The 26,573-nt window shown below is 68.6% G+C and carries 27 protein-coding genes; 17 read left to right on the top strand and 10 right to left on the bottom strand.

Features of this window, described 5'->3' with window-relative positions:
• Positions 1 to 51: 51 nt before the first annotated feature.
• Positions 52 to 510 carry a hypothetical protein gene (locus BM342_RS05630; RefSeq protein ID WP_143109764.1) on the top strand — a complete coding sequence of 153 codons (459 nt, stop codon included), beginning with the start codon at positions 52 to 54 and terminating at the stop codon, positions 508 to 510.
• A 29-nt stretch (positions 511 to 539) separates the two neighbouring features.
• Here BM342_RS05630 and BM342_RS05635 read toward each other — a convergent pair whose 3' ends face one another.
• Positions 540 to 1,106: a helix-turn-helix domain-containing protein gene (locus BM342_RS05635; protein WP_092966582.1), complete on the bottom strand. Its 567-nt coding sequence runs from the start codon at positions 1,104 to 1,106 to the stop codon at positions 540 to 542.
• Between the two features lie 69 nt (positions 1,107 to 1,175).
• Here BM342_RS05635 and BM342_RS05640 point away from each other — a divergent pair, with 69 nt between their 5' ends.
• On the top strand, positions 1,176 to 2,117 hold the full coding sequence (locus BM342_RS05640; protein WP_092964465.1) for an NAD(P)/FAD-dependent oxidoreductase: 942 nt from the start codon (positions 1,176 to 1,178) through the stop codon (positions 2,115 to 2,117).
• A 15-nt stretch (positions 2,118 to 2,132) separates the two neighbouring features.
• On the opposite strand, the gene BM342_RS05645 is transcribed toward BM342_RS05640, so the two are convergent.
• From BM342_RS05645 to BM342_RS05680, 8 genes are all read right to left on the bottom strand, one after another.
• Positions 2,133 to 3,092: a GNAT family N-acetyltransferase gene (locus BM342_RS05645; protein WP_092964466.1), complete on the bottom strand. Its 960-nt coding sequence runs from the start codon at positions 3,090 to 3,092 to the stop codon at positions 2,133 to 2,135.
• Between the two features lie 79 nt (positions 3,093 to 3,171).
• Positions 3,172 to 3,903, bottom strand: coding sequence for a hypothetical protein (locus BM342_RS05650; RefSeq protein ID WP_092964467.1), 732 nt, complete (start codon positions 3,901 to 3,903; stop codon positions 3,172 to 3,174).
• Positions 3,903 to 4,619, bottom strand: coding sequence for a hypothetical protein (locus tag BM342_RS05655; RefSeq protein WP_092964468.1), 717 nt, complete (start codon positions 4,617 to 4,619; stop codon positions 3,903 to 3,905). Before BM342_RS05655 ends, BM342_RS05650 begins: the two co-directional genes overlap by 1 nt.
• Positions 4,616 to 4,990: a PadR family transcriptional regulator gene (locus tag BM342_RS05660; RefSeq protein WP_092964469.1), complete on the bottom strand. Its 375-nt coding sequence runs from the start codon at positions 4,988 to 4,990 to the stop codon at positions 4,616 to 4,618. Before BM342_RS05660 ends, BM342_RS05655 begins: the two co-directional genes overlap by 4 nt.
• Before the next feature lie 50 nt (positions 4,991 to 5,040).
• Positions 5,041 to 5,466 carry an acyl-CoA thioesterase gene (locus BM342_RS05665; protein WP_092964470.1) on the bottom strand — a complete coding sequence of 142 codons (426 nt, stop codon included), beginning with the start codon at positions 5,464 to 5,466 and terminating at the stop codon, positions 5,041 to 5,043.
• Between the two features lie 183 nt (positions 5,467 to 5,649).
• A complete protein-coding gene (locus tag BM342_RS05670; RefSeq protein WP_092964471.1) occupies positions 5,650 to 6,309 on the bottom strand; it encodes a CatA-like O-acetyltransferase in 660 nt (219 codons plus the stop codon).
• Positions 6,310 to 6,398: 89 nt separating this feature from the next.
• Positions 6,399 to 6,974 (bottom strand): DUF6036 family nucleotidyltransferase, encoded by a 576-nt coding sequence (locus tag BM342_RS05675; RefSeq protein ID WP_255368554.1) that lies wholly within the window; start codon positions 6,972 to 6,974, stop codon positions 6,399 to 6,401.
• Positions 6,971 to 7,546: a helix-turn-helix domain-containing protein gene (locus BM342_RS05680; RefSeq protein ID WP_092964472.1), complete on the bottom strand. Its 576-nt coding sequence runs from the start codon at positions 7,544 to 7,546 to the stop codon at positions 6,971 to 6,973. Before BM342_RS05680 ends, BM342_RS05675 begins: the two co-directional genes overlap by 4 nt.
• Positions 7,547 to 7,705: 159 nt before the next feature.
• Here BM342_RS05680 and BM342_RS05685 point away from each other — a divergent pair, with 159 nt between their 5' ends.
• Positions 7,706 to 8,224, top strand: coding sequence for a hypothetical protein (locus tag BM342_RS05685; protein WP_092964473.1), 519 nt, complete (start codon positions 7,706 to 7,708; stop codon positions 8,222 to 8,224).
• Positions 8,225 to 8,355: 131 nt separating this feature from the next.
• Here the strand turns inward: BM342_RS05685 and BM342_RS05690 are convergent, their stop codons facing one another.
• Positions 8,356 to 8,850, bottom strand: coding sequence for a Rossmann-fold NAD(P)-binding domain-containing protein (locus BM342_RS05690; protein ID WP_092964474.1), 495 nt, complete (start codon positions 8,848 to 8,850; stop codon positions 8,356 to 8,358).
• Positions 8,851 to 8,936: 86 nt separating this feature from the next.
• Here BM342_RS05690 and BM342_RS05695 point away from each other — a divergent pair, with 86 nt between their 5' ends.
• The 14 genes from BM342_RS05695 (at position 8,937) to BM342_RS05760 (ending at position 26,566) form a co-directional block, all read left to right on the top strand.
• A complete protein-coding gene (locus tag BM342_RS05695; RefSeq protein WP_092964475.1) occupies positions 8,937 to 9,740 on the top strand; it encodes a hypothetical protein in 804 nt (267 codons plus the stop codon).
• 259 nt (positions 9,741 to 9,999) lie between these two features.
• Positions 10,000 to 11,544: a family 43 glycosylhydrolase gene (locus BM342_RS05700; RefSeq protein WP_092966586.1), complete on the top strand. Its 1,545-nt coding sequence runs from the start codon at positions 10,000 to 10,002 to the stop codon at positions 11,542 to 11,544.
• A gap of 98 nt (positions 11,545 to 11,642) precedes the next feature.
• Entirely contained in the window at positions 11,643 to 12,989 is a 1,347-nt protein-coding gene (locus tag BM342_RS05705) for an ABC transporter substrate-binding protein (protein ID WP_092964476.1), read from the top strand.
• Positions 12,990 to 13,062: 73 nt separating this feature from the next.
• Positions 13,063 to 13,944 carry a carbohydrate ABC transporter permease gene (locus BM342_RS05710; RefSeq protein ID WP_092966588.1) on the top strand — a complete coding sequence of 294 codons (882 nt, stop codon included), beginning with the start codon at positions 13,063 to 13,065 and terminating at the stop codon, positions 13,942 to 13,944.
• The gene (locus BM342_RS05715; RefSeq protein ID WP_092964477.1) at positions 13,941 to 14,876 is read left to right on the top strand and encodes a carbohydrate ABC transporter permease; all 936 of its coding nucleotides are present in this window, start codon (positions 13,941 to 13,943) and stop codon (positions 14,874 to 14,876) included. Before BM342_RS05710 ends, BM342_RS05715 begins: the two co-directional genes overlap by 4 nt.
• Positions 14,873 to 15,892, top strand: a complete 1,020-nt coding sequence (locus BM342_RS05720; protein ID WP_092964478.1) for a LacI family DNA-binding transcriptional regulator — start codon at positions 14,873 to 14,875, stop codon at positions 15,890 to 15,892. The genes BM342_RS05715 and BM342_RS05720 overlap by 4 nt, the downstream gene beginning before the upstream one ends.
• 21 nt (positions 15,893 to 15,913) lie before the next feature.
• Entirely contained in the window at positions 15,914 to 17,425 is a 1,512-nt protein-coding gene (locus BM342_RS05725) for a glycoside hydrolase family 32 protein (RefSeq protein ID WP_092964479.1), read from the top strand.
• The gene (locus BM342_RS05730) at positions 17,422 to 18,348 is read left to right on the top strand and encodes a carbohydrate kinase family protein (protein WP_092964480.1); all 927 of its coding nucleotides are present in this window, start codon (positions 17,422 to 17,424) and stop codon (positions 18,346 to 18,348) included. The genes BM342_RS05725 and BM342_RS05730 overlap by 4 nt, the downstream gene beginning before the upstream one ends.
• A 230-nt stretch (positions 18,349 to 18,578) precedes the next feature.
• Complete coding sequence (locus BM342_RS05735; protein WP_092964481.1) at positions 18,579 to 19,055, top strand: HEPN domain-containing protein; 477 nt, start codon at positions 18,579 to 18,581, stop codon at positions 19,053 to 19,055.
• 2 nt (positions 19,056 to 19,057) lie between these two features.
• Positions 19,058 to 20,707 (top strand): hypothetical protein, encoded by a 1,650-nt coding sequence (locus BM342_RS05740; RefSeq protein WP_092964482.1) that lies wholly within the window; start codon positions 19,058 to 19,060, stop codon positions 20,705 to 20,707.
• Positions 20,708 to 20,780: 73 nt separating this feature from the next.
• On the top strand, positions 20,781 to 23,399 hold the full coding sequence (locus BM342_RS05745; RefSeq protein WP_092964483.1) for an ATP-dependent Clp protease ATP-binding subunit: 2,619 nt from the start codon (positions 20,781 to 20,783) through the stop codon (positions 23,397 to 23,399).
• 238 nt (positions 23,400 to 23,637) lie between these two features.
• Complete coding sequence (locus BM342_RS05750; RefSeq protein WP_092964484.1) at positions 23,638 to 25,059, top strand: hypothetical protein; 1,422 nt, start codon at positions 23,638 to 23,640, stop codon at positions 25,057 to 25,059.
• Between the two features lie 71 nt (positions 25,060 to 25,130).
• Positions 25,131 to 25,637: a DUF4240 domain-containing protein gene (locus tag BM342_RS05755; RefSeq protein ID WP_092964485.1), complete on the top strand. Its 507-nt coding sequence runs from the start codon at positions 25,131 to 25,133 to the stop codon at positions 25,635 to 25,637.
• 71 nt (positions 25,638 to 25,708) lie between these two features.
• Positions 25,709 to 26,566 (top strand): hypothetical protein, encoded by an 858-nt coding sequence (locus BM342_RS05760; RefSeq protein WP_092964486.1) that lies wholly within the window; start codon positions 25,709 to 25,711, stop codon positions 26,564 to 26,566.
• Positions 26,567 to 26,573 lie beyond the last annotated feature (7 nt).

Here is a 26,573-nt window from a genome sequence, read left to right on the forward strand (position 1 = left end):
CATGCATCCACACGCGTATACCGTGGTCTGGATCGGTGGGAGAGGATGCGCATGATCGTCGACGGCTACCGCCTGGTACGGCCCGGGCAGGAACCCGAGATGCGGGCTGCGCTGCGGGCGCGGCGCCTGACCGAGATCGGCGGCACCGCACTCGGCGTCGTCGTCGCGCTGTCGGCCGGCGCGGTGGCCGGAGTGCCGGTGCTCCCCGTCATCCTCGCCGTGGAGAGTCCCGTACCGACCTGGATGCGGATGCTCTGGCCGCCCGTCGTCCTGATCGTCCTCGCCTTCGCCATCGCGTTCCGAGGCTGGCTGCTCGCGCTCCGGATCGCCGAACGGCGGTACACGCGGCGGCGCGACGAGCTCACGCGCAGCGCGTACGCGATCTACGACTTCTTCGGCGGCATCCCGGATGTCCCGGCGGAACAGCTCTGGGAGATGCTCGACCGTCGCGACCATGCGGGCTGGAGTGCGCTCTCCGACCTCCATCGGGCGCGGCGCGACGAGAGCTAGCCCGCACCCGCACGAGGCCGGCCCGAGGCTCACGCCGACGCGCGCGTGTGCACCTTCGCGCCCTGCGAGTTGAACAGGCAGAGCACCTCGAGCAGGTCGGGACCGGGATTGGCGAAGCCGTGCGGCACGCGGGTGTCGAACTCGGCGGTCTCGCCCGCCTCGATGACGAGGTCGTCGTCGCCGAGCAGCAGGCGCATGCGGCCCGAGATCACGTAGATCCAGTCCCAGCCGGGGTGCACGAACTGGCGGATGGGAGTGTCGGGCGCCGGCGGATGCACCTGCTTGAACGCCTCCCATGGGCCGGACCCGCCCGAGAGCGGCACCGTGACGACGCCGTGCTTCAGCCTCGGTCGCGGGTGGATGCGCGGATCGCCGAGCGGCGGCGCACCGACGAGGTCGTCGAGGGGCAGGCGGTAGAGCCGGGCGAGCGGCAGCAGCAGGTCGAGCTGCGCGCGTCGGGCGCCCGATTCGAGGCGCGAGAGCGTGCTCGTCGAGATGCCGCTGGCCTCGCTGACAGCCCGCAGGGTGAGGCCGCGGGACTCGCGGATCGCGCGCAGTCGTTCGCCGATGCCGGCCAGTTCGTCGCGTTGTTCCATCGCCGCCTCCTTGTTGCCGTTCCAGCAACGAGCATTGCCGATGCCGCGACGGAACGCGAGCATCGACACATGGAACACAGCGAACTGGAAGATGCCGATGTCGTGATCGTCGGCGGTGGACCGGCCGGCCTCAGTGCCGCACTCTCCCTCGGGCGGGCACGCCGTCGCGTCGTCGTCATCGACTCGGGAACGCCGCGAAACCGCTTCGCCGCGCACATGCACGGCGTGCTCGGACACGACGGCCTCTCGCCGCTCGTGCTGCTCGAACGCGGGCGCGCGGAGGCGGCCGGTTACGGCGTGCGGTTCATCCGCGGCGAGGTGCGAGCGGCCCGTGCCGTTGGAGACGTCATCGAGATCGACACGGTCGAGGGCGCCGCCCGTACGCGTCGGCTCCTGGTCGCGACGGGTCTCGAAGACGTGCTGCCCGACATCCCCGGGTTCCGCGAGCAGTGGGGGCGCGGCGTGGTCGTCTGCCCGTACTGCGACGGGTGGGAGCACCGTGACGACGTCATCGGCATCGTGGCGACCTCACCGCGCAGCGTCGAGCAGGCGCAGCTGCTGCGGCAGTGGTCGGATCGGGTCGTGTACTTCGAGAACGTCGTCGGTGCGGCATCCGGAACCGACCTCGACCGGCTCGTGAGCCGCGGCATCCGGATCGAATCGGGTGCCGTCACCGGCCTTCGGACCGAGGGGGAGACGATGACCGGCGTCGAGGTCGACGGACGCCCCGTCGCGGTGGGCGTGGTCTTCACCGGCCCGACGATGCGCCCGCGTGACGCGCTGCTTCGATCGCTGGGCGCCGCCACGACGACGAGCGAGCTCGGCGACTGGGTCGACGTCGACGACGACGGGCGCACCTCGGTGGCGGGCGTCTGGGCGGTCGGCAACGTCGTGAACGTGCGCGCGAACGTCTCGGTGTCGCTCGGGCTCGGCTCGCTCGTCGCCGGTGCGCTCAACGCCGACCTCGTCGCCGAGGACGTTGCGGCGGCAGTCGCCGGGCTCGCCGCCTGAGCCCGGCGGTGCGGGTCACTCCCAGGCGAGGTTGACGAGCCGCTCGATGGTCGCGTACCCGCCGCGGGCGAAGGCGTCGGCCATCGGGATGTTGCCGACGTCGGTCTGTGCCCGGATGTGCGGTGCGCCGGCCTCGGCGAGCACCCGAGTTCCCTCGGCGAGGATGCCGTCGATGTACCCATTGCCGCGATGCTCGGGCAGCACGCCGATGTAGGCGACGATGTGGTTGTAGGCGTTCCGCGCCGGGACCACGAACCCCAGAGGGTGGCCGTCGGCATCCGTCGCGACCCGCCACCACTCGCGGGGGCTGGTGTAGTGCACGAACTCGTCGTCGAACTGTTCGCGAGCGACCGCCTGCGGTGTGGAACCCACGAGCTCGCCCCGACTGTGGGCGTCGAGGGTGCCCGGGAGCACGCGAGCGGTGAGGTCGAGGAACTCGTCGTCGGAGTCGAACGGCCGGAACGACAGGCGCTCGTCGGGCTGGGGGATGCCATCGGCCGGAGTCCAGTGCAACCGCAGGCGCTCGACGATGAAGCGCGCGCCCGCCTGCTCGAGCAGTTCGAGCCGCAGTTCGGTGGCCTGACGGGTGGCCGGATGCTCGCGCCAGTCGGGCGGAAGGTACAGCGCTACCTCGGGCGGGGTGTCGAGCGCCGCCAGCACCTCGGCGTGGGCCGCTTCGAGCAGTGCGGTGCCGATGTCGCGCTGCTCGTGCTCGGACAGCGATGGTTCGACGTCGAACAGGTCGAGCTGGCTCGGCGTCGCGGCGCCGGCCGGGGCCCACAGCGCGAGTCGGCCGAGCAGGTGGTCGTCGCGCACCGCCAACCAGGCCCAGGGGGGTCGTCGGCGGCCGCCGTCGAGGTCGTCTGCGAGCTCGTGGTTGAGGGCGTACGGGATTCCGGAGAAGAAGTCGATCTCTTCGGGGCCGGTGAGGTGGCGGATGTCGTAGGGCTGGATCGTGCCGGCTGGAACAGTCATCGGGGCGAGGCTAGTTGCCGCACTGCGGTCGGACAAGCCCCGCACCGTTCCGTCGGGCCTAGTTACCGTTCCTTCGGCCCTAGTTGGCGTCGTCCATTCCGGTGTAGTGAACGGATGCCCCGTGGCATCCGGCCTGCTGCCAGTCGTAGGCGTCACCGAGCGGTTGGTCGTCGGCGCCCCAGAACGCCTCCTGCCATTCGGGATTCCGGGACTCGTTGAACGCGTCGAGCGCATCGACCACCTCCATCGTGTCGCCCAGCTCCCACGTCTCCCAGAGCGGGACGTACGCGGCTTTGAACCCCTTCTCGGCCATGCAGACCGCGTCGAGGTGGTCCTGCATCAGGCTCACTTCGACGTCGAACGCCCCCCACCTCTCGACGTACTCCGCCGACGGCCTGGGGATGAGCGCGAGGTCGGTGTTCTCGTCGTACACGGTGTGCCCGAGGATGACGGCGATTCCACCGGGAGCCGGTTCGACGACGTTCCCGTCGATGGTGGTCTCCCCGACCACGGCGGCCGCCGGTGCCTCAGTCGCGGTCGCAGTCGGCTCCGTCGGTGCCGGCTCGAGCTCCGCGGGCGGCACGGACGCGGGCGGCGAGAACACGGGCGTCGACGCCTCCGCGGCCGCGTTCAGCTCGTCGTACTCGGTGATCGAGCCGACGGCGGCCGCGGTCAGCGCCGTGCCGGTGCCGAGGACGATGACCGCCCCGAGCGCGCCCAGCAGGAGCGCGACGCGATGCCGCGGCATCCGTCGTCCGGTGCGCCGGTCCTTGCGCCGGCGTTCGTCGTCGAGCAGGTGCTGGAGGTCCATCACGATTCCTTCCGGGCCGGCGCGGCCGAGATCAGGGACACGGGCTTCGCCCACTGGCCGGCGGCTGCGAGGCAGACGATCGCGACGCCGAAGCCGATGGCGTAGGCCGCCGGTTCGAGCCAGGTCACGCCGTTGATCACGAGCAGCGCCGTCGCACTGAGGTAGTACAGGGCCTCGACGCTCTGCGCGAAGATCAGCACGCCCGTGACGGCGAGCAGCGCTGCACCCCAGTGCCGGGTGTTCCTGTTCCAGAGCAGCACGGTCGCGACGAGCGCGACGGAGCCGAGTGCGATGGTCAAGGCCGCGGATGTCGGGATGAAGTCGATGTCGTCGATCAGCAGCGCGCGCGTCTGGCGGGCCGCCACGAACGCGCCGACAGCGACCTGCACGATGCCGATGAGGGCGACCGCCGCGAGCAGCAGCCCGTCGACGCGCGGTGCGCTCCACATGGCACGCTCCTCACCGGTGAGCTGCGTGCGACGCCAGCTGAGGTCGGCCGGGATGCCGCGGAGCATCCGCGCCCTGATCGATCGGGCGACGGCCCGCTCGCTGATGCCGGCCTCGTTGGCCCACGCCGCATGCTCATGGAGGTCGGAGAGGATCTCGTGCTGCCGATCGGCCGCGACGACCGGATCGAGGCCGCCCGTGTATCGCAGTGACCAGTGCAGCGTGGCACGCGAGGCGCGTTCCACCGCGCGTTCGCCCCGGCCGGTCATGCGAGGGCCTCGCCGGTCGCGGTGCCGAGCTGCCCAGCCCGGGCGGCGCTCTGGGCGGCGGCGCTCTGGGCGGCGGCACGGAAGGCGGCCTCGCCGACTCCGGTCACGCGGTACAGCCGGCGGCGCGGGCGGCCGTCGGCCTCGGCCAGCTCGGGGGCCTCCCACTCGGATTCGAGCAGCCCCGCGGCATCCATGCGGTTCAGGGCGCGGTAGAGCGTGCCGTGCGAGATCAATGCGGACCCGTCTCTCTCGGCGAGGGTGCGCGCGAGGGCGAAGCCGAAGAACGAGCCCTCTCGCGGCTGGATCGTGAGGCCCGCGTCGAGGATCGCGAGCTCGATCGGGAGGAGCACTCCGGGGCGTCGTCTTGGCATGTTCGGGAGTATACGCACCTATGTGCGTATAAGTCCAGAGTGGGGTCGGATCACGACGGCGCGGGCGCGAAGAAGAGCTCCTGCAGGGAATCGGGCCAGTCGGCGGCCCGCCGAGTGGCCCCGTCGACGTAGGCCACGACCATGACGCACGTCGCGAGCGTCGTGCCCGCGGCATCCGTCATCGTGCACTCGATGTGGGCGTCGCGCTCGCGGAACTCGCGCACGAACGAGGTGATCGACACCGTCTGATCGCCGTCGACCGGCCTGATGAAGTCGATCTCGAGACGCCGCACCCAGGTCATGAAGCCGAGCGTGGCGAGGTTGGCGAGCGTCCAGCCGACGTTCTTCGCGAGCGCCTCCATGCGGTGATCGGTGAAGTACCTCGCATAGTTGCCCGTGCTCAGGTGCTGGAACGGGTCGAGCTCCGAGAACGCGACCCGATGCGTCGTCTCGTAGATGATCGGCAGGTTCGCCATGATGGCCCCCTCGTGCGGCGTGGCGGTTCGGTGGTTCCGCGGTTCGGCGGTTCCGCGCCGACGCTACGCGCCCTTTCGCGACGCCGACAGCTGTTCGCGACGCAGCGTCCGTGGCATGGTGCGGAATCGTTCGTCGAGGTCGTCGCCGAACATTTCACCTGAGCGGATGCCGCGGGCTCGCCGTCACCCCAACCAGGACGGCTCGGCGAGCAACTCCTCGAGCTCGCGAAGGAGACGCGACGTGTGGAATCCGTCGGCCGACGCGTGGTGGATCTGCAGCGCGAGCGGCAGCAGCGTGCGCCCGTCGCGCTCGACGTAGCGTCCGAGGGTGAAGATCGGTGCGAAGTGGTTCGAGCCGCCGTCGATGTTCAGCGTGAACCCGGTGAAGCTCGTCCACGGCAGGCTCGAGATGTCGAACGCGTCGGCGCGCAGCTCGCCCTGCGGGAACATCCCGGTCGCGTGCGACGCGCTCGCGAGCGCCTCGACCGCCGCGGCGTGGAAGGCGGCGAAGTCGGCGTCGTACGCGACCGACACGGCCGCGAACGTCTCGCGCTCGGGCTGGAACACCGTGAACGCCGGGTGCACGACGGGCCAGACCGCTGGCGCGCCCTCGTCGGTGAGCGTCATGCGGAACTCCGGATGCCGGTTCACGATGTTCGCGATCGCCCAGATCTGCGCGGGGTACGTCTTCTTCGTCGATTGCCGCAGTGCGGCGACGAACGCCGTCACGTCGAGCTCGACCGTGATCGCGTACGTGCACGGAACCTGGTGCCGGTAGTACTCGAACGTCTCCCGTCGCGGCCAGGTCTCGAGGTCGACGGGTACTGGCGCAGGAGTGGTCATGGGTCGATCCTCGCAGGCGCGCGACGGGAGGCCGCGCTCATCCCCGAGTGATCAATCGACATGCCAGTTCCGCCTCACCGACGGACCGTTCAGCTCCCGAGGTCGGGCTGCGGTGGCGCAACGGCCTTCGGCGGCAATCCGACGCTCAGAATCCGTTCGACCATGCGCACGGCGCGGTCGCTGAGCAGATCTGCGGGGTAGTACGACTCGTAGAGCGACTCAGCCTCGTCGAGCGAGTCGACTTCGCAGATCGCCATGAGCTCGGCGATGTCGCGCTCATCTCGGCCAGGGCGGTTCGCGCGCAGTTTCATCACCAGCATCGCCTCGGCCGAGGCGACCTGGATGACGACCGTCGCATCGTCGTAGATGGTGTGCCATTCGGCTTCGACGCCATATCGGGGGATGAAGCCCGACGCCTTCGCGTTGAGCCAATCGTCGGGCCAGCCGTTCTCGATGGCGATCGCCTGGCCGGCAGCGAGCACCTGTTCGGCATCGCCGATAGGCCGCGCATCGATGTCGACCGTCGACTCGCGGTCGAAGTAGCGAAGCGAGAGGGCAGCACCGCCGATGATTCGAAGACCGATCGGGCCGTCGGCTGCTTGGAGCTTCGTGACCAACTGCCGAAGCCCGTCGATGAGGTCGTCACGTTCGAACCGCGTCGTCATGCGCTCACCAGAGTGTCGGCATCGACGAGTACTCCGCGCCGCAGGAATTCGGGCGGAACCTGTTCGGGCCGCGGCGTCAGCGTGTACGGGCCTTCACCGATCGCCCACTGCCGGCGCAGCGCGCGGGTCTCGCTGTTCGCCCAGTCGGGAACGGGCAGGTTCTCGGCGACCAGGTGGTGTGCGACGAGCGCGGCGATCGCGGCATCCCATTGCTTGCTGCCGGTGGACTCGGGTTCGGAGATCGTGAGCGCGAATCGCGTGGCGCCATGCTCCGCGGCCAGGTTGTCGTTGAGCTGGATGAACCGGCGCAGCGCGCGGTCCTCGCGATCATCGCGCACGGCATAGCGGATGTCGGTGGCGACGGTCGCGGCGTCGTCGCGAACCGTCGGGACGGCGACGAGTCGATGACCGGCTGCGCGGAGCGCGCGCTCGACCGCATCGAACGACGGGTTCTGGCGGCCACCCTCGATGAGGGAGAGGTGCGACTGCGACAACTCGGCGCGGTGGCCGAGCGCGCGCTGGGTCAGTCGACGGCTCTTGCGGGCCGAGCGGATCAGGCTTCCTGCGCTCATGCGTCACCTCTATATATTCGATCTATCAAATATTGTACCTCCTTACCTGGCTTGCGTGCGTTGTCGTTCTTGGAGCGAGCGTCGATCTGCTCGGCACCATTGGCGTGTCGACGACGCCCTGGCTCGACCCAGCCAATGGCACTTCGATAACCTGCCGTCGTGCTTGAGACGATGATCACCGCGGCGATCGCGGCACTGGTCGCCTTCCTGTTCGCGACCCTCTCGGAATGGCTGCGTGAACGACGTGTCTTCCGCCACCGTTGGGACAAGAACACGTACACATTGCTCGCCGAATATCTCGGGGCAGCACGGCGCCTCATGCATCTAGCCGGTGATACGGCGCGGGAGGACTCCGACTCCGACTCATTGCGGGATGCGCTGATGGACCTGCGAATGCGTTGTGGACAGTTGCTCCTTCTGGCGAGCCCAGCGGTCGCAAGGCATGCCGTCAGCGTTCAGAGTCGCGCGTACGAGCTCGTCCGAGCTCAGTCGACCGGCGTGGACCCTAGACCGGACGGTCGTTCACCGATGACGCGTCTCTACGCAGCAGTCGGAGACTTGGTAACGGCGGCGCGAGGGCAACTGGCGCTGCCAGCGATCGACGGCATCCAACGTGACAACCTGCCCGCGGAATTCAAGACCTACGCGGACCAATCGGAAGACACGAGTGCGCGATGAGCCCGAGCATCGAGATGACCATGCGTTCATCGAATGGGGCGATCCCATGTAGAGGCTGCGCGGCCGATTCCGCCAGCCCTGTGCGTACGCGCGGTTGGAGGTGACGGACCAACAAGCGCCGCGGGCCGCGCTCAGCGTCTTGCGGGCCGGTCTTGCCTGTTTCCCGGCAAACGAACGGACTGACTGACGCGCAGGTCCTTCCACCCGAACCCGCCCGGCTCGGGCAGGCTCGCGCGGATCTGCTCGGCGGTGAACATGCGGCGGGGGAGCAGGTCGTCGGGCACGGGGTCGGCGGGCGGCGCGGCATCCGTCACGCCCTCGGCGAGCATGCGCACCTGGGCCTTCGCGACGAGCGGCACCGTCATGGTCCACTCGGTGACCTGCGCGAGCGCGTACTGCGCCCAGATCGGCCACGGCACCACGACCACGCGACGTCCGGTGACGGATGCCACGCGCCGCACGGCCTTCGACAGCAGCAGTTGCTCGGCGCCCACGACCGAGACGGTGGCCCGCGGCATCCGTCCGTCGACCGCTGCCTCGAGGATGTCGGTGAGGTCGTCGATCGGGATGGGGCGGATGGGCTTCTCGCGGAACCCGACCGTCGCGAACACGGGCACGGTGTGCACCCGGTGGATGTCTCGCCGTGGGCGCGCCCTCCTGCTACCGTCGACCCACCGCGTGGGAGCCGAGCCCGGCGTTGAGAGGAAACGCCGTGGAGGACGTGGGCGTCGAGCCGGGCGAGTCGACTGAGGAACACGGCGACATCGACGTCGCACCGCCGCGCACCCGCGGACTCGCCGCCTCCGTCTGGATTTCGCTCGGACTCGTGGGGTCGTTGGTCGTGAGCATCGTGCTGGTGGTGAACGGCGAAGGCCGGTACGCGTTCCAGGGCATGGATTCGTCGGCGAACCTGACGAATGCGATCGTCGCGATGAGCATCGCGTTGGGAGTGCCGCTCAGCGTGATCGTCGCCTGGATGATCCGTCATCGCCAGCTCGGCAAGCAGCGCAGGATGCTTCGCCGGGCTCCGCTCGTGACGGCCCTGGTCTGCCTCGTCATCGGCTCGACGACGGTCGCCGTCGTCGCGAGTGCCGTCAGGCGGGTCGATCACGATGCCGTCGTCGCGTTCCAGGAATCGCTTGATCCCGCCGCGGTCGAAGCTGAGGGCCTCGCCCACCTCGCGTGGATGGCCGAGCGACTCGAGCTCGCCGTGCTCGGGGAGCCCGAGGTGAGACGGGAATCGTGCGTCCTCGCCGATTCCGGTCGGGGGGTGGCGCCCGTCGTCACGATCGAAGCTCACGCGGGTGGCGTTGCGGCGCAGGACCTCCCTCGGGTCGCCCTCTCGTTCTGGAGGGCCGAGGGGTACGACCCGAACACGGACAACGGATCGATGGCGTACCTCTCGGGCGTCCCGCTCGAGGACCCGTACACGGAGATCCTGGTGGTGCGTGATTCGCCCGAGACCGGGGTGCACGAGCTCTCGTACCACGCGGTGTGCATGCAGCCAGCGCCGTAGCCGACGCCACGACCACGTGGCTCGACTCCGCACGACCAATCGCTCTGCTCCCGCCCGAGCGAGCGGACTCCGCGGTATCGCGATGCCGGTTCCCCCTCGCCGATGAGGCGAGCTGGCGCTGCGCGAGACGGAATCCAGCGCGGGCAGGGGTCGCATCGGCTCCATCTCGACATGACTCACTTTCCGTGATTAACCGCTTGACCAACCTTGATTCGCCGGTTATGGTTCTGGATAACCGATTAACCAAGCGAGAGTGACGATGAACCAACGAGGGTTTTCCCAGCCGAACGGCGCCTGGATCGGCGACGTCATCCCGTGGCAGGAAGACGGGGTGTTCCACCTCTTCTACCTGCACGAGACGCGCCGCACTCCGAAGGAGGGCATGCCCTGGCGTCGCCTCACCACTGAGAACCTGGTCGACTTCACGGATGCCGGCATGGCCATCGCCTCGGGCGGCCTCGACGCCGACGACTTCAACATCTACACGGGCAGCATCGTGCTCGCGGCCGACGGCACGCACCACGCCTTCTACACCGGGCAGAACCCGACCAAGGTCGGCGACGACGGCCTCGCGCTGCAGCTCGTCATGCACGCGACGAGCACCGACGGCATGGACTCGTGGCAGCGGCATCCGTCGCACACCTTCGGGGCGACCGCCGGGTACGAGACCGCCGATTGGCGCGACCCGTTCGTCTTCTGGGACGACGAGGCGCAGCTCTGGCGCATGCTCATCACCGCCCGTCACGTCGACGGCCCGGCCCGGCGCCGCGGCGTCATCGCGCAGTGCACCTCGACCGACCTCACGACCTGGGAGCCCGCAGCGCCGTTCTGGGACCCGCGCCGCTACATCGCGCACGAGTGCCCCGAGGTCTTCAAGATGGGCGACTGGTGGTACCTCGTCTCGTCGGAGTTCAGCGACGCCTTCACCACCAGGTACCGGATGTCGCGCAGCCTGCACGGCCCATGGCTCACGCCCGAGCACGACACCATCGACGGCCGCGCTTTCTACGCGGCGAAGTCGGCCGAGCGCGACGGACGGCGCTTCTTCTTCGGCTGGATCGCCTCCCGCGAGGGCGCGACCGACGACGGCGCCTGGCAGTGGGCCGGCACGATGTCGGTGCTCGAGGCCGAGCAGCGCGCCGACGGAGCGCTCGCGTTCCACCCGGCCGAGGAGCTGCGCGAGACGTTCTCGGAGCCCGCGTTCGCGCAGCCCGGCTCGGAGTCCGGCGCACAGATTGGCGCGCAGGTCGGCGAGACCATCGCCCCCGGCACCGTGCTCGCCGCACCCGACGGCTACCGCGACCTCCTGACGAGCGAAGACGCCCCGTCGTCGTTCCGCCTGCGAGTCAGCCTCGACATCGTCGAGGGCACCACCGAGACCGGCGTGCTGCTCCGGGCGAGCGCCGACGGCGACGAGGGCTACGTGCTCCGGCTCGAGCCGAGGCGCGGGCGCCTGGTCTTCGACCGGTGGCCGCGCCGGTCGACCGGCACCGAGCAGTGGCAGATCTCGGGCGACGTGCCCTTCGCGGTCGAACTCGAGCGCCCGTGCCGGCTCGACCCGGGGGTGCACGTGCTCGACGTGATCGTCGATGGCGACCTCTGCGTCGCGACGGTCGACGACGCGACCGTGCTGAGCACGCGACTCTACGACCACGCGAGCGGCCGGGTCGGCCTCTTCGTCGGCGAGGGCACCGTCACGGTCGAGGAGTTCTCGGTGTTCGCACGCGAGCAGGCAGAGTCCGCCCAGCACGAGACATCCGTCATCGAAATCGACACCGCCGACCTCGTCGCAACCACCACCTGACCTTCACCTCTGCATCACCCACACAGCACCACAGCAAACACAGCAGCACCACCCAGCACCCCCACCCACCTGCAGTTCGATCAAAGGAGATTCCGATCATGTCGACCCCGAAGCGCAGGCGAGCGTTCCTCGCCGCTGCCGCCACCGCAGCCGCAGCAGCACTCCTGTTCACCGGATGCGCGGGCGCGGCGAGCAGCGCCGACCCGACCGACGTCGACCCGAAGGGCGAGATCGTGCCCCGCGAGATCTCGTGGCTGCTGTCGCGGCCCGCTGACGGCGGCGTGATCACGGCGATGCAGCAGATCGCCGACGAGTACGCCGACGAGCACCCGGGGTTCTCGCTCAACCTCATCACGACGCCCGACCGGCCGTCGTACATCCAGAAGTACGAGACGCTCGCGGCGGCGAAGAAGCTGCCCGAGCTGTTCGACACCGATGCGACGCCCTTCGCCCAGAAGCTCGCGAAGTCGGGCCAGATGATGGATGTCGACGCGCTGCTCGACGACCTCGGCCTGTCTGACGAGTACCGTGAGGCCGCCCTCAACTACCAGCGCTTCGACGACGGCTCGCTGTACATGGTGCCGTTCGAGTTCCAGCTCGAGTTCTTCTGGTACAACAAGGCCCTGCTCGCCGACGCGGGCGTCGAGGTGCCGGCCACGCTCGACGACTTCCCGGCGATGTGCGAGGCGCTGCGGGCGAAGGGCATCACGCCGATCGCCCTCGACGGGCAGGACCAGTGGCCGCTCGAGCGCTACATGGCGTACTACCCGTTCCGCCTGGCGGGCCCCGAGTACGTGCAGCAGCTGAAGACCGGCGACGCGTCGTTCGCCGACCCGGCGGGCAAGGCCGCGGCCGACTGGCTGTACTCCCTCGGACAGGCCGGATGCTTCCAGCAGGGCTTCTCGTCGACGGGCTACGCCGACGCCCAGGCGCTCTTCACCTCGGGCAAGGCCGCCGTCTACAACATCGGTACGTGGGAACTCGGCAACCTCGCGACGGATGCGCTCGACCCGGCCGTGCGCGACGACGTCGACTACTTCACGCTGCCGACCATCGACGGCGCCGTGACCGAAGACAATGAGTTCGTGACCCCGTCGGGCATCGGCATGGCCGTGAACGCGCAGACGTACGACCCGCTCGTGCGCGACTTCCTCGCGTTCGCCCTCGACCGCTACCCCGAGGTCTACGCCGCGACCGGTGCGCTCTCGCCGACCACCAACGTCGAGACCACGATTCCCGACAACGCGACCGAGCTGTACTCCCGTGCGGTCGGTCAGGCGAACGAGGTCGGCCCGCGCATCGCGATGCCGTGGGACACGCAGCTCGACCCGGCGACCAACACCCGCCTCCAGCAGGAGCTGACCCTCCTGGTGCAGGGCGACATCACGCCCGACGAGTTCATCGAGACGATGGATGCCGCCCTCGCGGAGAACGTCAATGGCTGACACGGTCACCACTGCCGGGGTGGGTGCGGCCAAGCCGCGCTCGCCCCGGCGGGCCCGCCCGATGTCGACGTCGATGCTGCCGCGTCGGTCGAAGCTGTCGGTGCTGGTCTTCCTCGTTCCACCGCTCCTCCTGTACGGCGTGGCCGTGCTGCTGCCGATCATCCAGTCGCTGTTCCTCAGCGTGTTCCGCTGGGACGGCATCACCGACATGGTCTTCGTCGGGTTCGACAACTACGTCAAGATGCTCACGCGCGACGATGTCTTCTGGACGGCGTTCGGCAACGCGCTCGGCTACCTCGCGATCTGCCTCGTGCTCCAGCTCGGCGGCGCGCTGATCGTCGCCAGCCTGCTCACGGCACTGCCGCGGGCGCGCGAGCTCGTGAAGACGGTCTACCTGCTGCCGGCGATCATCTCGACGGTCGCGATCGCCATCCTGTTCCAGCGCATCTACTCGCTCGAGCCGGTGGGCCTGCTGAACCAGATCCTCGCGTGGGTCGGGCTCGAGAACCTCCAGAACGCGTGGCTCTCCGACGTCGACACCGTGCTCGCCGCGGTGTCCATTCCCGAGGGCTGGCGCTTCACCGGGCTCTACATGCTCATCATCTACGCCGCGCTCATCGCCGTGCCGAAGGAGCTCGAAGAGGCCGCCCGCCTCGACGGCGCCTCGTGGTGGCAGGTGTTCTGGCGCATCCGCTTCCCGTACATCCGCCCGGTATGGATCACGACCACGATCATGGCGACCACGTTCGCCCTGCGCGGCTTCGACATCCCGTACCTGCTCACCAACGGCGGGCCCGGACAGGCCTCCGAGCTGCTCACGACCTACATGTACAAGACCGCCTTCGTGCACACCGACTACGGCTACGCGAGCGCGATCTCGGTGTTCATCGTGGTCGAGTGCCTCGTCGCCGTCGGCCTCATCTTCCTGATCCTTCGCCGAAGGGATGACTCATGACCGCCCCCGTGCTCACGCCGGCCGTGTCGTCTGCCCCGCCCGAGCCGACCCCGCCCCGCCGAACCGGTGGGCCGGAACGGCGCCGCATCCGCTCGATCTCACCTCGTCTTCGGGTGCAGCGCACGATCTTGACGGTGACGATCGTGCTCATCGTGATCGTGCAGGTGTACCCGCTCGTGTGGCTGTTCCTCACGAGCTTCCGCACCGCATCGGACTTCGCGGGCGGCAACGCCTTCGCACTGCCGTCGGAGTGGACGCTCGACAACTACGCGCGGGCGTTCGCGACGGGCAACCTCGGGCTCAACATCCTGAACAGCCTCATCGTCACGCTCGGCGCGAGCGTGCTCATCGTGGTCGCGGGCATGATGGCCGCGTACGCCCTCGAGGTGCTGGGCTTCCGCTTCAGCGGGCTGGTGAAGGCGCTGTTCCTGCTCGGCATCATCGTGCCGGTGCAGATCGCACTCGTGCCGCTCTTCATCGACTACTCGCAGATCGGGCTGCTCGACACCCACATGTCGATGATCATTCCGCTGGCCGCGTTCGCGCTGCCGATGTCGATCTACCTGTTCTCTTCGTTCTACGAGTACATCCCGCGCGAGATGTACGAGGCCGCGTCGATCGACGGCGCCGGCCCGTACCGCATCTTCGGCCAGATCACGTTCCCGCTGTCGGCCAATACGATCATCACGGTCGTGCTGGTGAACAGCATCTTCATCTGGAACGACTTCATCTTCGCGAACACGTTCGTGCTCTCAGACGGACTGAAGACGATCCCGCTGGGCCTGCAAAACTACATCGGAGCGATGGGCAACACCGACTGGACCGCGACGTTCGCCGCCGTCTGCGTGACGGTGACGCCGTTGCTTCTGGTCTTCCTCGTCTTGAACAAGGCGATGATCAACGGTCTCGAGAGTGGAGCAACCAAGGGATGAGCACCTCGGAGCACGGCCGAAACGGGTCGCCGGTCACGATGCGGGATGTCGCAAAGGTCGCCGGCGTCTCGGTGGCCACGGTCTCGCACGTCGTGAACGACAAGCAGGGTGTGCGCATCGGCGAGGATGCGAGGCGGCGCGTGCACGAGGCGGTGGCCGAGCTCGGCTACCGGCCGAATGCGCTCGCGAAGACGCTCTCGCAGGGCACCTCGCGGTTCATCGGCCTCGTCGCCGACGCGATCGCGACGACCCCGTTCGCCGGCCAGATCATCCACGGTGCGCAAGACGAGGCGTGGAAGCACGGCTACGTGCTGCTCGTCGCCAACACCGACGGCAACGCGGCGGCCGAGAACGAGGCCATCGCGATGATGCTCGAGCACCAGGTGCACGGCATCCTCTACTCGACCTGGTACCACCGCGAGATCCAGGTGCCCGAGGCGCTGCACCAGACCGACACCGTGCTCGTCGACTGCTTCGCCGCCGGCAACGTGCTGCCCGCGGTCGTGCCCGACGAGGAGCAGGGCGGACGCACCGCGACCGAAGAGCTGCTCGCCGCCGGCCACCGCCGCATCGCGTTCATCAACACGACGACGCCGTCGCCCGCGCAGACCGGGCGTCTCGCGGGGTATCGCTCGGCACTTGCCGCGGCGGGCATCGAGTTCGACGAGTCGCTCGTGTTCCCGGCGGCGCCCGAGCAGGAGGGCGGCTACGCCGCGACATCCGCGATTCTCGAATCGAAGGCGACCGCCGTGTTCTGCCACAACGACCGCGTGGCGATGGGCCTCTACGACGGGCTGCGCGAGCACGGCCTGCGCATTCCCGAAGACATTGCGGTGATGGGCTTCGACAACCAAGACGTCATCGCCGCGCACCTGCGCCCGACGCTGTCGACGGTCGCGCTGCCGCACTACGAGCTCGGCGCCGCGGGCGTGCGGCTGCTGCTCGGCCTCGAGCCCGCCCCCGAGTCGGGCCCGAAGCTCATCGCGTGCCCGCCGGTGCTGCGGCACTCGATCTGACTGAGCTTTAGGAGCAACGACGTGCAAGCCCCGAACGGCCACGTGCCGCGACCCCGATTCCACTTCACGCCGCAGCGCAACTGGATGAACGACCCCAACGGGCTCGTCTACGACCGCGGCCTCTGGCACCTCTACTTCCAGTACAACCCCGAGGGCGCCGACTGGGGCAACATGAGCTGGGGCCACGCGACGAGCCCCGACCTGCGGCGCTGGACCGAGCACGAGGTGGCGCTGCGGTACCGCGAGGGGGAGCAGGTGTTCTCGGGGTCGGTGGTGGCGACGGCTTCTGGCTCTGAACCGGCTGGCTCTGGCGCCGGCTCTGGTGCGGCCGACGGCGGCGCCCTGCTCACCGCGTTCTACACGAGCGCCTACGACGACGACCACCAGGCGCAGTCGATGGCGACGAGCCGCGACGGCGGGTACACGTGGCAGCCCGACCCGCAGAACCCGGTGCTCGACCGCGGCACGAGCGCGTTCCGCGACCCGAAGGTCATCAGATTCACGGATGCCGCCGGCACCACCCGCTACGTCATGCTCACCGTCGAGGCCGACGACCGTCAGGTGCTGTTCTACTCGTCGCGCGACCTGCGCTCGTGGGAGCACGTCAGCACCTTCGGCCCGCTCGGCGAGACCGGCGTCGTCTGGGAGTGCCCCGACCTCGTGCCCCTCGCGGTCGACGGCGATCCCGCCGACATCCGCTGGGTGCTGCTGCTCAGCACGAACCCCGTCGGCGACGACCCCGACCCCGACGGCTCGTCGATGCACTACGTCATCGGCTCGTTCGACGGTGCTGTGTTCCGGTCAGATGCCGCCGACCTCACGCGCCTCGACCACGGCCGCGACTTCTACGCCGGCGTCACCTTCGACAGCGCCCCCGGCGGCGAGGCCATCATGCTCGCCTGGATGAGCAACTGGCGCTACGCGGCCGCCATCCCCTCCTCGCCCTGGCGCGGGGCGATGTCACTGCCGCGGCGGATGTCGCTGCGCACCGTTGCCGGCACGGTTCGCCTTGTGCAGCAGCCGGTGGGGTTCGTGGGGGAGTTGCTCGCAGGTGCGACGCCCTCGACCGTTTTCGGTGCGAGCGAGCCGGCCGAGTTCACGCTGAGCGGCCACTCGCTGCTCGAGCTGGCGTGGGATCCCGCCGCGACGGGCGCCCCACGACTGCAGCTGCGAGGCGACGCCGACGCCCTCGTCGAGGTCTCGCACGATCCGTCGACACACGTGCTCAGCGTCACCCGGAGCGGTGCCGCGACGGAGGGCGTGCACCCCGACTTCCCGTCCACGAGCACCGTCACGCTGCCCGGCTCCGCTGACGATCCCGTGGGCCTGCTCGTGAGTCTTGACGGCCCCCTGCTCGAGGTCTTCGCCAACGACGGCGAGACGACGGTCTCGAATCTCGTCATCCTTGGCGCCGGCCCCATCGCTGCGAAACTCACCACCGAGTTGCCCGGCCCGGTCTCCGCACTCGTTGCAGACGTGCCCGCACCGGAAGCCGCGTCCCGCGAGCTCGAGTCGGATGGAGTGAAACGATGACGGCCCCGGCATCGAAGTCCAACGTGCTCGTCGTCGGCGAGGCCCTCGTCGACATCGTGCACCGCGCCGACGGCTCGATCGACGAGTCGCCGGGCGGCAGTCCGGCCAACGTCGCCCTGGCCCTCGGCCGCTTGGGCCGCAGCCCACGCTTGCTCACCTCGATCGGTGATGACCCTCACGGCCAAGCCGTGCGCGAGTGGCTGGCTGCCTCGGATGTCAGGGTGCAGAACCAACCCGCCGCTCGAACCTCGACCGCATTGGCACGCCTCGACGGGGAAGGCGCCGCTACTTACGAGTTCGACCTCGCCTGGCAGATCCAGGCCGACGGCGTCGATCTGGCCGACGCGCTCCACATTGGATCCATCGCCGCCACCCTTGATCCCGGCGCAACCGCCGTCTCTGACCTCGTGGACCGCCACCGAGGCCGCGCGCTCATCACCTACGACCCGAACATCCGCCCAAGCCTCATCGACGACCGCGACGCGGTGCGCAGCCGGGTGCTCTCCCTCATCGAGCGAGTCGACGTCGTCAAGGCAAGCGACGAGGACATCGCCTGGCTCCACCCCGGCGAAGATCTTGCCGACGTTGCACGCCGCTGGTCGCTGTCGGGCTCTGCGCTCGTGGTAGTGACTACCGGTTCCGACGGATGCCTCGCACTTGCGCCGAGCTTTGAGTTGGCGATCCCTGCGGTGAAGGTCGACGTTGTCGACACCGTCGGCGCCGGCGACACCTTTATGGCCGCTCTCATCGATGGTCTGCATAGCGAACACGCCTTCGGCACTGACGCGCGAGTCAAGCTCGGGACTTTGAGAGCAGGGCAGATGGCTTCCCTGCTTGCCCGAAGCGTGCGCGCCGCCGCGATCACCGTATCCCGCCCAGGTGCCGATCCACCCGGTCGAAACGTGCTGGACAAGACGCCGTGAATCGATTGCTGTCACTATCCCCAGAGGTCGCGCTTTGGCCCTCGAAATGGGGGCGGCATTCCGTCGAGGTGACCAGTGGGGGATCGATAGGTTCATTGGGCTGCTGAGTCACTCGAAACACGGCCTGGCGTCGATTCGCGCATGAGGTCCGACGGAGTGACTTGGTCGCGGGTGCGGGAGTGTCATATTGAGGGAGGAATCTAGTGCCTACGCCTAGTGTTGGCGATTCGATGATGCTCTACGTATCGACCCTCAAGCTGGATCAAATCAGCGCAATTCCAAGAGGGCGCTACCCGTTACCGATTTCGACGATTCTGGCGCAGATTACCTCAGACAGACTCGTCCTTGCAGGGGTTCACTTAAGCGCGGCGGACAACTTGCTTGCTGGTCTCCAGTTTCGCTCGTCGATCAGCAGAAGCTACTACGCGATGTACCACGCCGCTCGAGCGATTGCGTACGCGTCTCATGGAGGCGATGACTATGAGAAGCACAGTGTTCTGCCACGAAATCTCCCTGGGGGTCTCGATCAGCTTGCGCTCCGCGAGAGCCAGCTCACTGATGCCCGGCTCTTGAGGAATCAGGCTGACTACGATCCCTATCCTGCTCTGGCGCCCGATTGGGAGCCTGACGCGCGCTCTCTCTACGTCACCGCGTCCGAGTTTGTGAACGCTTGCGAAGACTTTTCACTCGACAACGGATTGGTTTGACGATGGAGACTACCGACACTCTTCGGGACTTGTTGGCTGACGCTGGACTGAGTTTCGATCGAATTGAGCAACGGAGCTTTCCCGGGGAGGACTGGCTGATCGTCCTCTTGCCGGCGGACAGTCTCACTGCCGCACAGGGTCTTGCAGGTGCGTTTGAGAAGGTGATCAACGCCTCCGTCGGCCAAGATGCAAGCCAGGTTGTGGTTGTGTTCAGACCCGTGCCAACCGAGATCCCGACCGGCTCGACCGCGGATCCGACGAGGGGACGCCTCGCTGGCGGCGACGTAGACCAGCTTGTACAGCTGCTGGAAGCCCGTTCGAGAACCTCCGATGCTCTCCCAAGTCTCAAGTACATGGAGGACCCTCGAGCTGGCCTCTCGGCGATCAGCGCGTCCCGGCATCAGCTGATCTTCGGTCGGCGAGGTGTTGGAAAGACTGCCTTGCTGCTGGAGGCAAAGGCGGATGCTGAAAGGCGCGGACACGCGACGACTTGGGTAAATGCCCATGTCCTGCGGCACCTGACAGCAGGTGCCGCGGCAGCATCTGTGATCCTTATGCTGCTGGAGAGCGTTGTTCGGCAGGGTGGCGACACACAAAGCCAAATCTTCGATCGGTTGCGTTTGCTGCAAGGCGAACTCGCAGTAGAGCTCAGCGCAGAGGATGGCGGGCAGGAGTTTGTGGAGCAACGGCTTCCCGAGCTCAACACGGCTCTGCGCGCTGTTCTGCGAGACGGTCTGATTCGGGCCTACCTCTACTTGGACGACTTCTACCTAGTTCCAATGGCTGTTCAACCCGTCCTTCTCGACTACCTTGCTGGTGCGCTGAGAGACTGCGATGGCTGGATGAAGATCGCCAGCATTGAGCGCCTAAGCCGCGTGTACGAGCAATCCACCAACATGGGCCTTGAGATTCCGCACGATGCCACGAAAGTTGATCTCGACGTAACTCTCGAAGACCCGGGGCCGACCCAACGCTTCTTGGAGTCTGTGCTGATCAACTATGTCGCTGCGGCAGGGGTTGGCTCGCTTGGCAGCTTGGCGAAGCCTGAGGCGTTGGCGCGCCTCGTGCTTGCGTCAGGAGGCGTTCCTCGCGACTACCTCAATCTGGTTGCTTCATCAATCGTCGTCGCCCGTCAAACTCGTGAACGTGCGCGAGAAATCGGGCGAGAGGATGTGGCAGTTGCAGCCGGACGCTCCGCCCGGCGAAAGAAGCGAGATCTAGAACAAGACGTCGACGAGTCGAACTCAGCAGCCATCCTCCAGGCGCTCGAGAGCCTCTCCACGGCTGTCAAGCAGCGTGGATACGTGTACTTCCGCGTGAACCGTGCCGAGCGAGGTTCACGAGCGTACGAGCTGATGGCGCTGCTCACTGATCTCCGATTTGTGCACCTGGTTCAGGCTTCCCTCTCCGACCAGCATCAGAGCGGCGTGCGGTATGAAGCGCATCTGCTCGACTTGAGTGAATACACCGACGTCAGATTGAAACGTGGGCTTCACGTCCTGGATCTCGAAGATGGGCGATGGATTCTTCGCCAGACAGGACAGGCACGGTTCAAGAAGGCGCTCACCGGCACGCTGTTTCGGGATGAGCTACGACAGAGTCCTGCTATCGACCTAAGCAGCCTCGACGGTTTTCGCACGGCGCTCGAGTGAAGTGGGGTTGGGAATAGAAAGGCTGCCGGAACGTTGAACTTGAGCGTACGCCACTCAAGTTCCAGGAGGATTGGTGCCCGAAGACTTCAACCCCGAAGCCGGTGCGAGCTCGTTCGACGAGTTTCTGAGCCGGTACCTCGCGGGTGAGCAGGCTCGCCAGGCTCGGTCGATCGACCTCAGCCGGTTCCTGACCGCCCGCACGCAAGGCATCCTGCAGCGCGCCGGACGCTTCGCGCTCGAGCGCGGCCAGACCGAGCTCGACGCCCTGCACATCCTGCGCGTCATCGTGGAGGACGACAGCGTCAAGCAGGCGATCGCCCGCATCGGCGTCGCGCCCGAGCGGCTCATCACCGCGACCGAGGCGCGCCTGCCCGCGGCATCCGACGTCGCCGACATCAACGCCGCCACGATCACCCCGAGCGCGAGCCGTGCGCTGTTCCACAGCTACCAGGTGGCGCGCTCGGCCGGCTCGACCTACATCGACCCCGAGCACCTCTTCTTCGCGCTCGTGCTCGGGCAGGATGCTCCTGCCGGACAGGTGCTCGCGCGCGCCGGCGTCACCGCCGAGGCGCTGACGCAGCAGATCCGCGAGGAGTACGCGACTGAGGGCGATGACGACGAGGGATCTCGATACGGCGCTGGCGCGCCTACTCGATCGCCGGATGGCGAGTCCGACACCCCCATGCTCGACAAGTTCGGCACCGACCTGACCGAGCTGGCCGAGAACGGCGAGCTCGACCCCGTGATCGGGCGCGTCGACGAGATCGAGCAGACCATCGAGATCCTCAGCCGCCGCACCAAGAACAACCCGGTGCTCGTCGGCGAGGCCGGCGTCGGCAAGACGGCGATCGTCGAGGGCCTCGCCCGCGCGATCGTCGAGGAGCAGGTGCCCGAGGCGCTGCTCGGCAAGCGCGTGATCTCGCTCGACCTGCCCGGCATGCTCGCCGGCACCCGCTACCGCGGCGACTTCGAGGAGCGCCTCACCAAGACGATGGACGAGATCACCGCCAACAAGGGCGAGCTCATCATCTTCATCGACGAGATCCACACGGTCGTCGGCGCGGGCGGCTCGGGCGATGGCGGCACCGACGCGGGCAACATCCTGAAGCCGCGACTCGCGCGTGGCGACCTGCACCTCGTGGGCGCCACCACGCTGAAGGAGTACCGCGTCATCGAGAAGGACCCCGCCCTCGAGCGCCGGTTCCAGCCGGTGCGCGTCGGCGAGCCCTCCATCGAAGACGCCGTGCTGATCCTGCACGGACTGAAGCCCGCCTACGAGCAGCACCACGGCGTCGAGTACACGGATGCCGCGCTTCGCGCCTCCGTCGAGCTCAGCGCGCGGTACCTCAGCGACCGCGTGCTGCCCGACAAGGCGATCGACCTCATCGACCAGGCCGGCGCGCGACTGCGCCTTCGGCTCGGCGTGAAGACGGATGTCTCCGCGCTCATCGCGCGACTCGGCGAGCTCGAGGCCGACAAGAACGCCGCCGTCGGCGCCGAGCACTACGAGGAGGCCTCGCGCATCCGCGACGAGATCGCCAAGGTGCAGGCCAAGCTCGACGAGGTGACCGAGACCGGGCGCGCCGTGACATCCGCGGATCCGAACGCGACCGTCATCGACGAGGCCGAGATCGCCGCGGTGATCTCGCGGGCCACCGGCATTCCGGTGAACCGCCTCACCGAGACCGAGCGCGAGCGCCTGGGCGACCTCGAGGGCGAGCTGCACGCGCGCGTCATCGGCCAGGACGACGCGGTCACCGCGGTCGCGAAGGCCGTGCGCCGCAGTCGCACGGGCATGGGCGACGCGCGTCGCCCGGTGGGTTCGTTCCTGTTCCTCGGGCCGACGGGTGTCGGCAAGACCGAGCTGGCGAAGGCGCTCGCGTCGAGCCTGTTCGACGACGAGACATCCGTCATCCGCTTCGACATGAGCGAGTTCGGCGAGCGGCACACGGTGTCGCGCCTCGTCGGCGCCCCTCCCGGATACGTCGGCTACGACGAGGCCGGGCAGCTCACCGAGCGCGTGCGGCGCAACCCGTACTCGATCGTGCTGTTCGACGAGATCGAGAAGGCGCACCCCGACGTGTTCAACCTGCTGCTGCAGGTCCTCGACGACGGACGCCTCACCGACGGCCAGGGCCGCACGGTCGACTTCCGCAACACGGTGATCGTGATGACCTCGAACCTCGGTTCGGAGTTCCTCGCGTCGCGCTCGGGTGCGCTCGGGTTCGTCGCGTCGACGGATGCCGCGGCCAACGGCTTCTCGTCGATGAACGACGTGCGTCAGCGCGTCATGGGCAAGGTGCGCGAGGCCATGCGGCCCGAGTTCCTGAACCGCATCGACGAGATCGTGCTGTTCCAGAAGCTCGACCAGCCGCAGCTGGCGCAGATCGTGCGCCTCATGCTGGGTGCCACGTCGGCTCGCCTCGCGGCGCGCGAGATCACCTTCGAGGTGACGGATGCCGCGGTGGCGCTCCTCGCGGAGCGCGGCTACGAGCCCGAGTACGGTGCCCGCCCGCTGCGCCGCGTGATCCAGCGCGAGATCGACGACCGCATCAGCGACCTGCTCGTGAGCGGTGCGCTGGGCGACGGCGAGGGCGTGCGAGCGGATGCCGCAGACGACTCGTTCGTGGTCGTGCCGGTTCCCCGGGCGACCGTGACCGGCGGTTCGATCGAGGTGCCGCTGGCGGCCTAACCACCGTCTGCCGCGCGGCCTGCACGACAACGGAATCCCGTTCGTGCGCTGGAATCCCCTTCCCCCCAGGGGATTCCGGCGCACGGGCGGGATTCCTGCGTCTGCGGTCTGCGCCGACGAGCCGCCGCGCAGGCGATAGCCTGACCGTCATGCCCGGCCCGATCGATCTCGTCACCGACCATCGGGTCGACGGCCCCCGTCCCCGTCTCGTCGGTTCGCCGGGCGTGGGGGAGCGACGGTGACGGGGCCCGACGGGCGGCAGGCCAAATCGGGGCGAGCGGCCCGAACCGCGCGACGGCGTGCCGCGCGCATCCGCACCGAGAACGAGCTGCGCGACCTCGTGTTCGTCGAGGTGCCCGACACGACCGCTTCGGCGATCGCCCGTACCGCGGCCGACCTGTCGATCGCGTTCGCCGTCGGCGCCGGGGCGGCCTGGGCGTTGCTGCTCATCGCCGCGATCGTCGGCGACGAAGCCCTGGGGAGCCTCTCGCGCGAGCGCGAGCTCGAGCTCGACGCGTTCCTCCGGGCGACGATCCCGCCGTTGTTCGTGCTCGCGGCGGTGATCTCGCTTGCGATCTCCCTCCTCGCCGCCGCCGATGCAGCAGCGGCGTTGCGCCTCCTCGAACGCCATACGGCTGCGAAGCCGAACGAACTGCCGTCGGCGGCGCACCGCGCCCGACTCGCGACGCCGCCGGCCCGATTCGTACGCCGTTCCGTGCTCGCGGTCGCGGTGATCGCGATGGCGGTCGGCGGGTTCCTCCTCTGCTTCGCGCTCCTCGACGAGGAAGGGCGCATCCCCGAGGTCTGGACCGTCGTCGCCGTGAGCGTGGTCGTCGTACTCGCCTGGCTCGTCGCGCGGCCCTCCCTGCAGCGCCTCGAGGAACGGCAAGGGGGCCGTTCCTTCGCGCTCGAGCTCACCTGGAAACGATCGTTGGGGGCAGCGGACCTCGCCGAGTGGCGGCGTCGCGAGGCATCCGATGCCGTCGAACCGCCTGCCGGGCTGCTCCCGTCGGCGAAGAACCGGAGCGCGCGCCCGCTCCTCATCGCGGTGTGCGCGCTCGGCGTCGCCCTCGTGCTCTGGTTCGTCTCGGTCTGGCTCAGGCAGCCGTGCAAGCGCTGCGACGAACGGTATTTCGACGAGCCGGTCGAGCGCTTCATCGACGGGCTGAGCCTCTGGGGCGGCATCGCGATCGCGCTCATCGTGGCGCTCATCGCCGTGCTCGCGGTCGTGCTGCTCGTGCAGACGCGGCGTGCCGAGCGGGCGGCGGTGCGGTGGGTGGCCGACGGCACGCCGCGGCGCGTGCCGGACGAGGTGGCCGAGCAACTTCTGCTCGGACAGCGGGCGGGGCTCTGGGCGTCGCGCGTGGTCATGGCCGCGCTCGTTCCGCCCGCCGTGTTCCTGGTTGCCGCAGCCCTGGTGGACCCCGAGCTGGGCATCCCGGGCGTCGCGACTTCGATTGCGCTCGCCATCCTCGTCGCCGCGACGGCAGTGGCGACGGCGGTCGGCGCCGCCGACCTCACGCGCGCGGCGCGCGAACGGAACGCGCTGCGCGCCGCGCTCTCGCCGGGCGACCCCGACCTCGCCTCGATCGCCGCCCACGCCGCCGAGGCGCGGCTCCAACGCGCGAAGCTCGACCGACGCGCGCAGCGGGGGCGCTGAGGATTCGCGGTGCCGGAGTGCCGGAGTGCCGGAGTGCGCCCGATGACGGTGGGTGTCCCTACGTTCGCTCCATGACCGAAGTCGAGTTCTACGCCCTCATCGATGCTGCACGAGATGGCACCGCGCCCGAGTCGCCCAGCGCCGATCCCGACTCGCTCTTCGAACTGCTGAGCGAACGTACCGACGGTGAGGTCGAGGCGTTCGCCCGGGAGTTCCGGCGGCAGTTGGTGCGGCTCAACCGGTGGTCGGTGTGGGACGCCGGGTACGCCGCCTCTGGCGGACTGAGCGATGACGGGTTCCATTACTTCCGGTCGTGGCTGATCGGCAAGGGCGCCGCGGTCGTCGAACTCGCACTGGCCGACCCCGATCGCCTCGTGCCGTACCTCGACACCGATGAGCTCGAGAACGAACTCATCGAGTACGTGCCGCTCGACGTGCTCGACGAGCGCGGAGTCGAGGTCGACCCGGTGGCCGACGTCGAGCAGACCGACGGCGAGCCCGCCGGCGAGCAGTTCGACGAGGAGACGTCGGAGGAGCGGCATCCGAAGCTCACGGCCTGGGCGGCTGCGGCGCGCTAGGGCCTCGGCGCACTCGGCGGTTCCGGGGCAGCACTGAGGCGTGAGGGCCGCGGCCGGGGGAGGCTGAGCGGATGAGCGGAGCCCTGTCCGACGCCGACGACACCGGGACGAACGAACCGGTCGGCTCGGAGCGCCCGGGATTCGACCTGCGGACCCGCGCTGTCGAGACCGTCGTGCTCGTGACATCCGTCGTCGTCCTGCGCGCGCTCGGCGTGCTGCTGCTCGTCGCCTCGTCGCAGGTCGAGGGCTCGATCGACATCCTGATCCCGTTCGTCGTCACGTTGTTCGACCCGAACCTGCTGGTGTGGATCGCGCTCACCGCAGCCGTGCAGTTCGGGCTGCGGTCGATGGGCCGTGGTGGGCGGTGGACGCTGATCGTGGTCGCCGCGCCCGTCGCGGTCCTGCTCGCGAACGCCGTGCGCGGCATCCCGAGCCTCGCGAACGCCGGACTCGCCGCCATGCTGGGCGACGCCGACTCCTGGAGCGACGCCGGGATCCTGACGCTCATCGTCGCGTTCGGCATCGCCTTCACCGGGGCGCTCCTCGGACGGGAACGGCGCACGTCGGCGCGGATCTCCGGCGGACTGATCGCGGTGAGCTGGCTGCTCGCCATGCTGCTCCTCTGGGAGGCCCTCGCCGCCGGCCTCTCCACGTGGGGTTCGAGCAGATCGCTGACGCCGGAGCAGGAGAATCTGTACGTCGTGACCGCCGTGGCGACGTTCGGCACCCTGATCGCCGGGTTCGTCTTCGCCGTGGTCAGCCGTCGGCCTGCGCTCATCATCATCGCGTGCGCCGTCGGACTCCTCGGCCTCGTCATCGCCATCGCGATGCCGGTTCCGGCGGATCGGTTCGACCCGAAACCGCCGCCCGCGACCGTCGACCCCGGCGGTGGCGGGGGCTGTCTCGGCGACAACTGCCTCGGCGGATAGTGTCGGA

Source organism: Agromyces sp. CF514 (assembly GCF_900113185.1).
Taxonomy (GTDB): domain Bacteria; phylum Actinomycetota; class Actinomycetes; order Actinomycetales; family Microbacteriaceae; genus Agromyces.

Coding starts and splice junctions, on each gene's coding strand:
- BM342_RS05710 (WP_092966588.1), top strand. CDS start 13,063: ATGCTGCCGCGTCGGTCGAAGCTGTCGGTGCTGGTCTTCCTCGTTCCA.
- BM342_RS05660 (WP_092964469.1), bottom strand. CDS start 4,990: ATGCCAAGACGACGCCCCGGAGTGCTCCTCCCGATCGAGCTCGCGATC.
- BM342_RS05755 (WP_092964485.1), top strand. CDS start 25,131: ATGACCGAAGTCGAGTTCTACGCCCTCATCGATGCTGCACGAGATGGC.
- BM342_RS05740 (WP_092964482.1), top strand. CDS start 19,058: ATGGAGACTACCGACACTCTTCGGGACTTGTTGGCTGACGCTGGACTG.
- BM342_RS05705 (WP_092964476.1), top strand. CDS start 11,643: ATGTCGACCCCGAAGCGCAGGCGAGCGTTCCTCGCCGCTGCCGCCACC.
- BM342_RS05700 (WP_092966586.1), top strand. CDS start 10,000: ATGAACCAACGAGGGTTTTCCCAGCCGAACGGCGCCTGGATCGGCGAC.
- BM342_RS05730 (WP_092964480.1), top strand. CDS start 17,422: ATGACGGCCCCGGCATCGAAGTCCAACGTGCTCGTCGTCGGCGAGGCC.
- BM342_RS05670 (WP_092964471.1), bottom strand. CDS start 6,309: ATGACCACTCCTGCGCCAGTACCCGTCGACCTCGAGACCTGGCCGCGA.
- BM342_RS05645 (WP_092964466.1), bottom strand. CDS start 3,092: ATGACTGTTCCAGCCGGCACGATCCAGCCCTACGACATCCGCCACCTC.
- BM342_RS05635 (WP_092966582.1), bottom strand. CDS start 1,106: ATGGAACAACGCGACGAACTGGCCGGCATCGGCGAACGACTGCGCGCG.
- BM342_RS05640 (WP_092964465.1), top strand. CDS start 1,176: ATGGAACACAGCGAACTGGAAGATGCCGATGTCGTGATCGTCGGCGGT.
- BM342_RS05650 (WP_092964467.1), bottom strand. CDS start 3,903: ATGGACCTCCAGCACCTGCTCGACGACGAACGCCGGCGCAAGGACCGG.
- BM342_RS05675 (WP_255368554.1), bottom strand. CDS start 6,974: ATGACGACGCGGTTCGAACGTGACGACCTCATCGACGGGCTTCGGCAG.
- BM342_RS05720 (WP_092964478.1), top strand. CDS start 14,873: ATGAGCACCTCGGAGCACGGCCGAAACGGGTCGCCGGTCACGATGCGG.
- BM342_RS05665 (WP_092964470.1), bottom strand. CDS start 5,466: ATGGCGAACCTGCCGATCATCTACGAGACGACGCATCGGGTCGCGTTC.
- BM342_RS05735 (WP_092964481.1), top strand. CDS start 18,579: ATGATGCTCTACGTATCGACCCTCAAGCTGGATCAAATCAGCGCAATT.
- BM342_RS05630 (WP_143109764.1), top strand. CDS start 52: ATGATCGTCGACGGCTACCGCCTGGTACGGCCCGGGCAGGAACCCGAG.
- BM342_RS05715 (WP_092964477.1), top strand. CDS start 13,941: ATGACCGCCCCCGTGCTCACGCCGGCCGTGTCGTCTGCCCCGCCCGAG.
- BM342_RS05655 (WP_092964468.1), bottom strand. CDS start 4,619: ATGACCGGCCGGGGCGAACGCGCGGTGGAACGCGCCTCGCGTGCCACG.
- BM342_RS05680 (WP_092964472.1), bottom strand. CDS start 7,546: ATGAGCGCAGGAAGCCTGATCCGCTCGGCCCGCAAGAGCCGTCGACTG.
- BM342_RS05760 (WP_092964486.1), top strand. CDS start 25,709: ATGAGCGGAGCCCTGTCCGACGCCGACGACACCGGGACGAACGAACCG.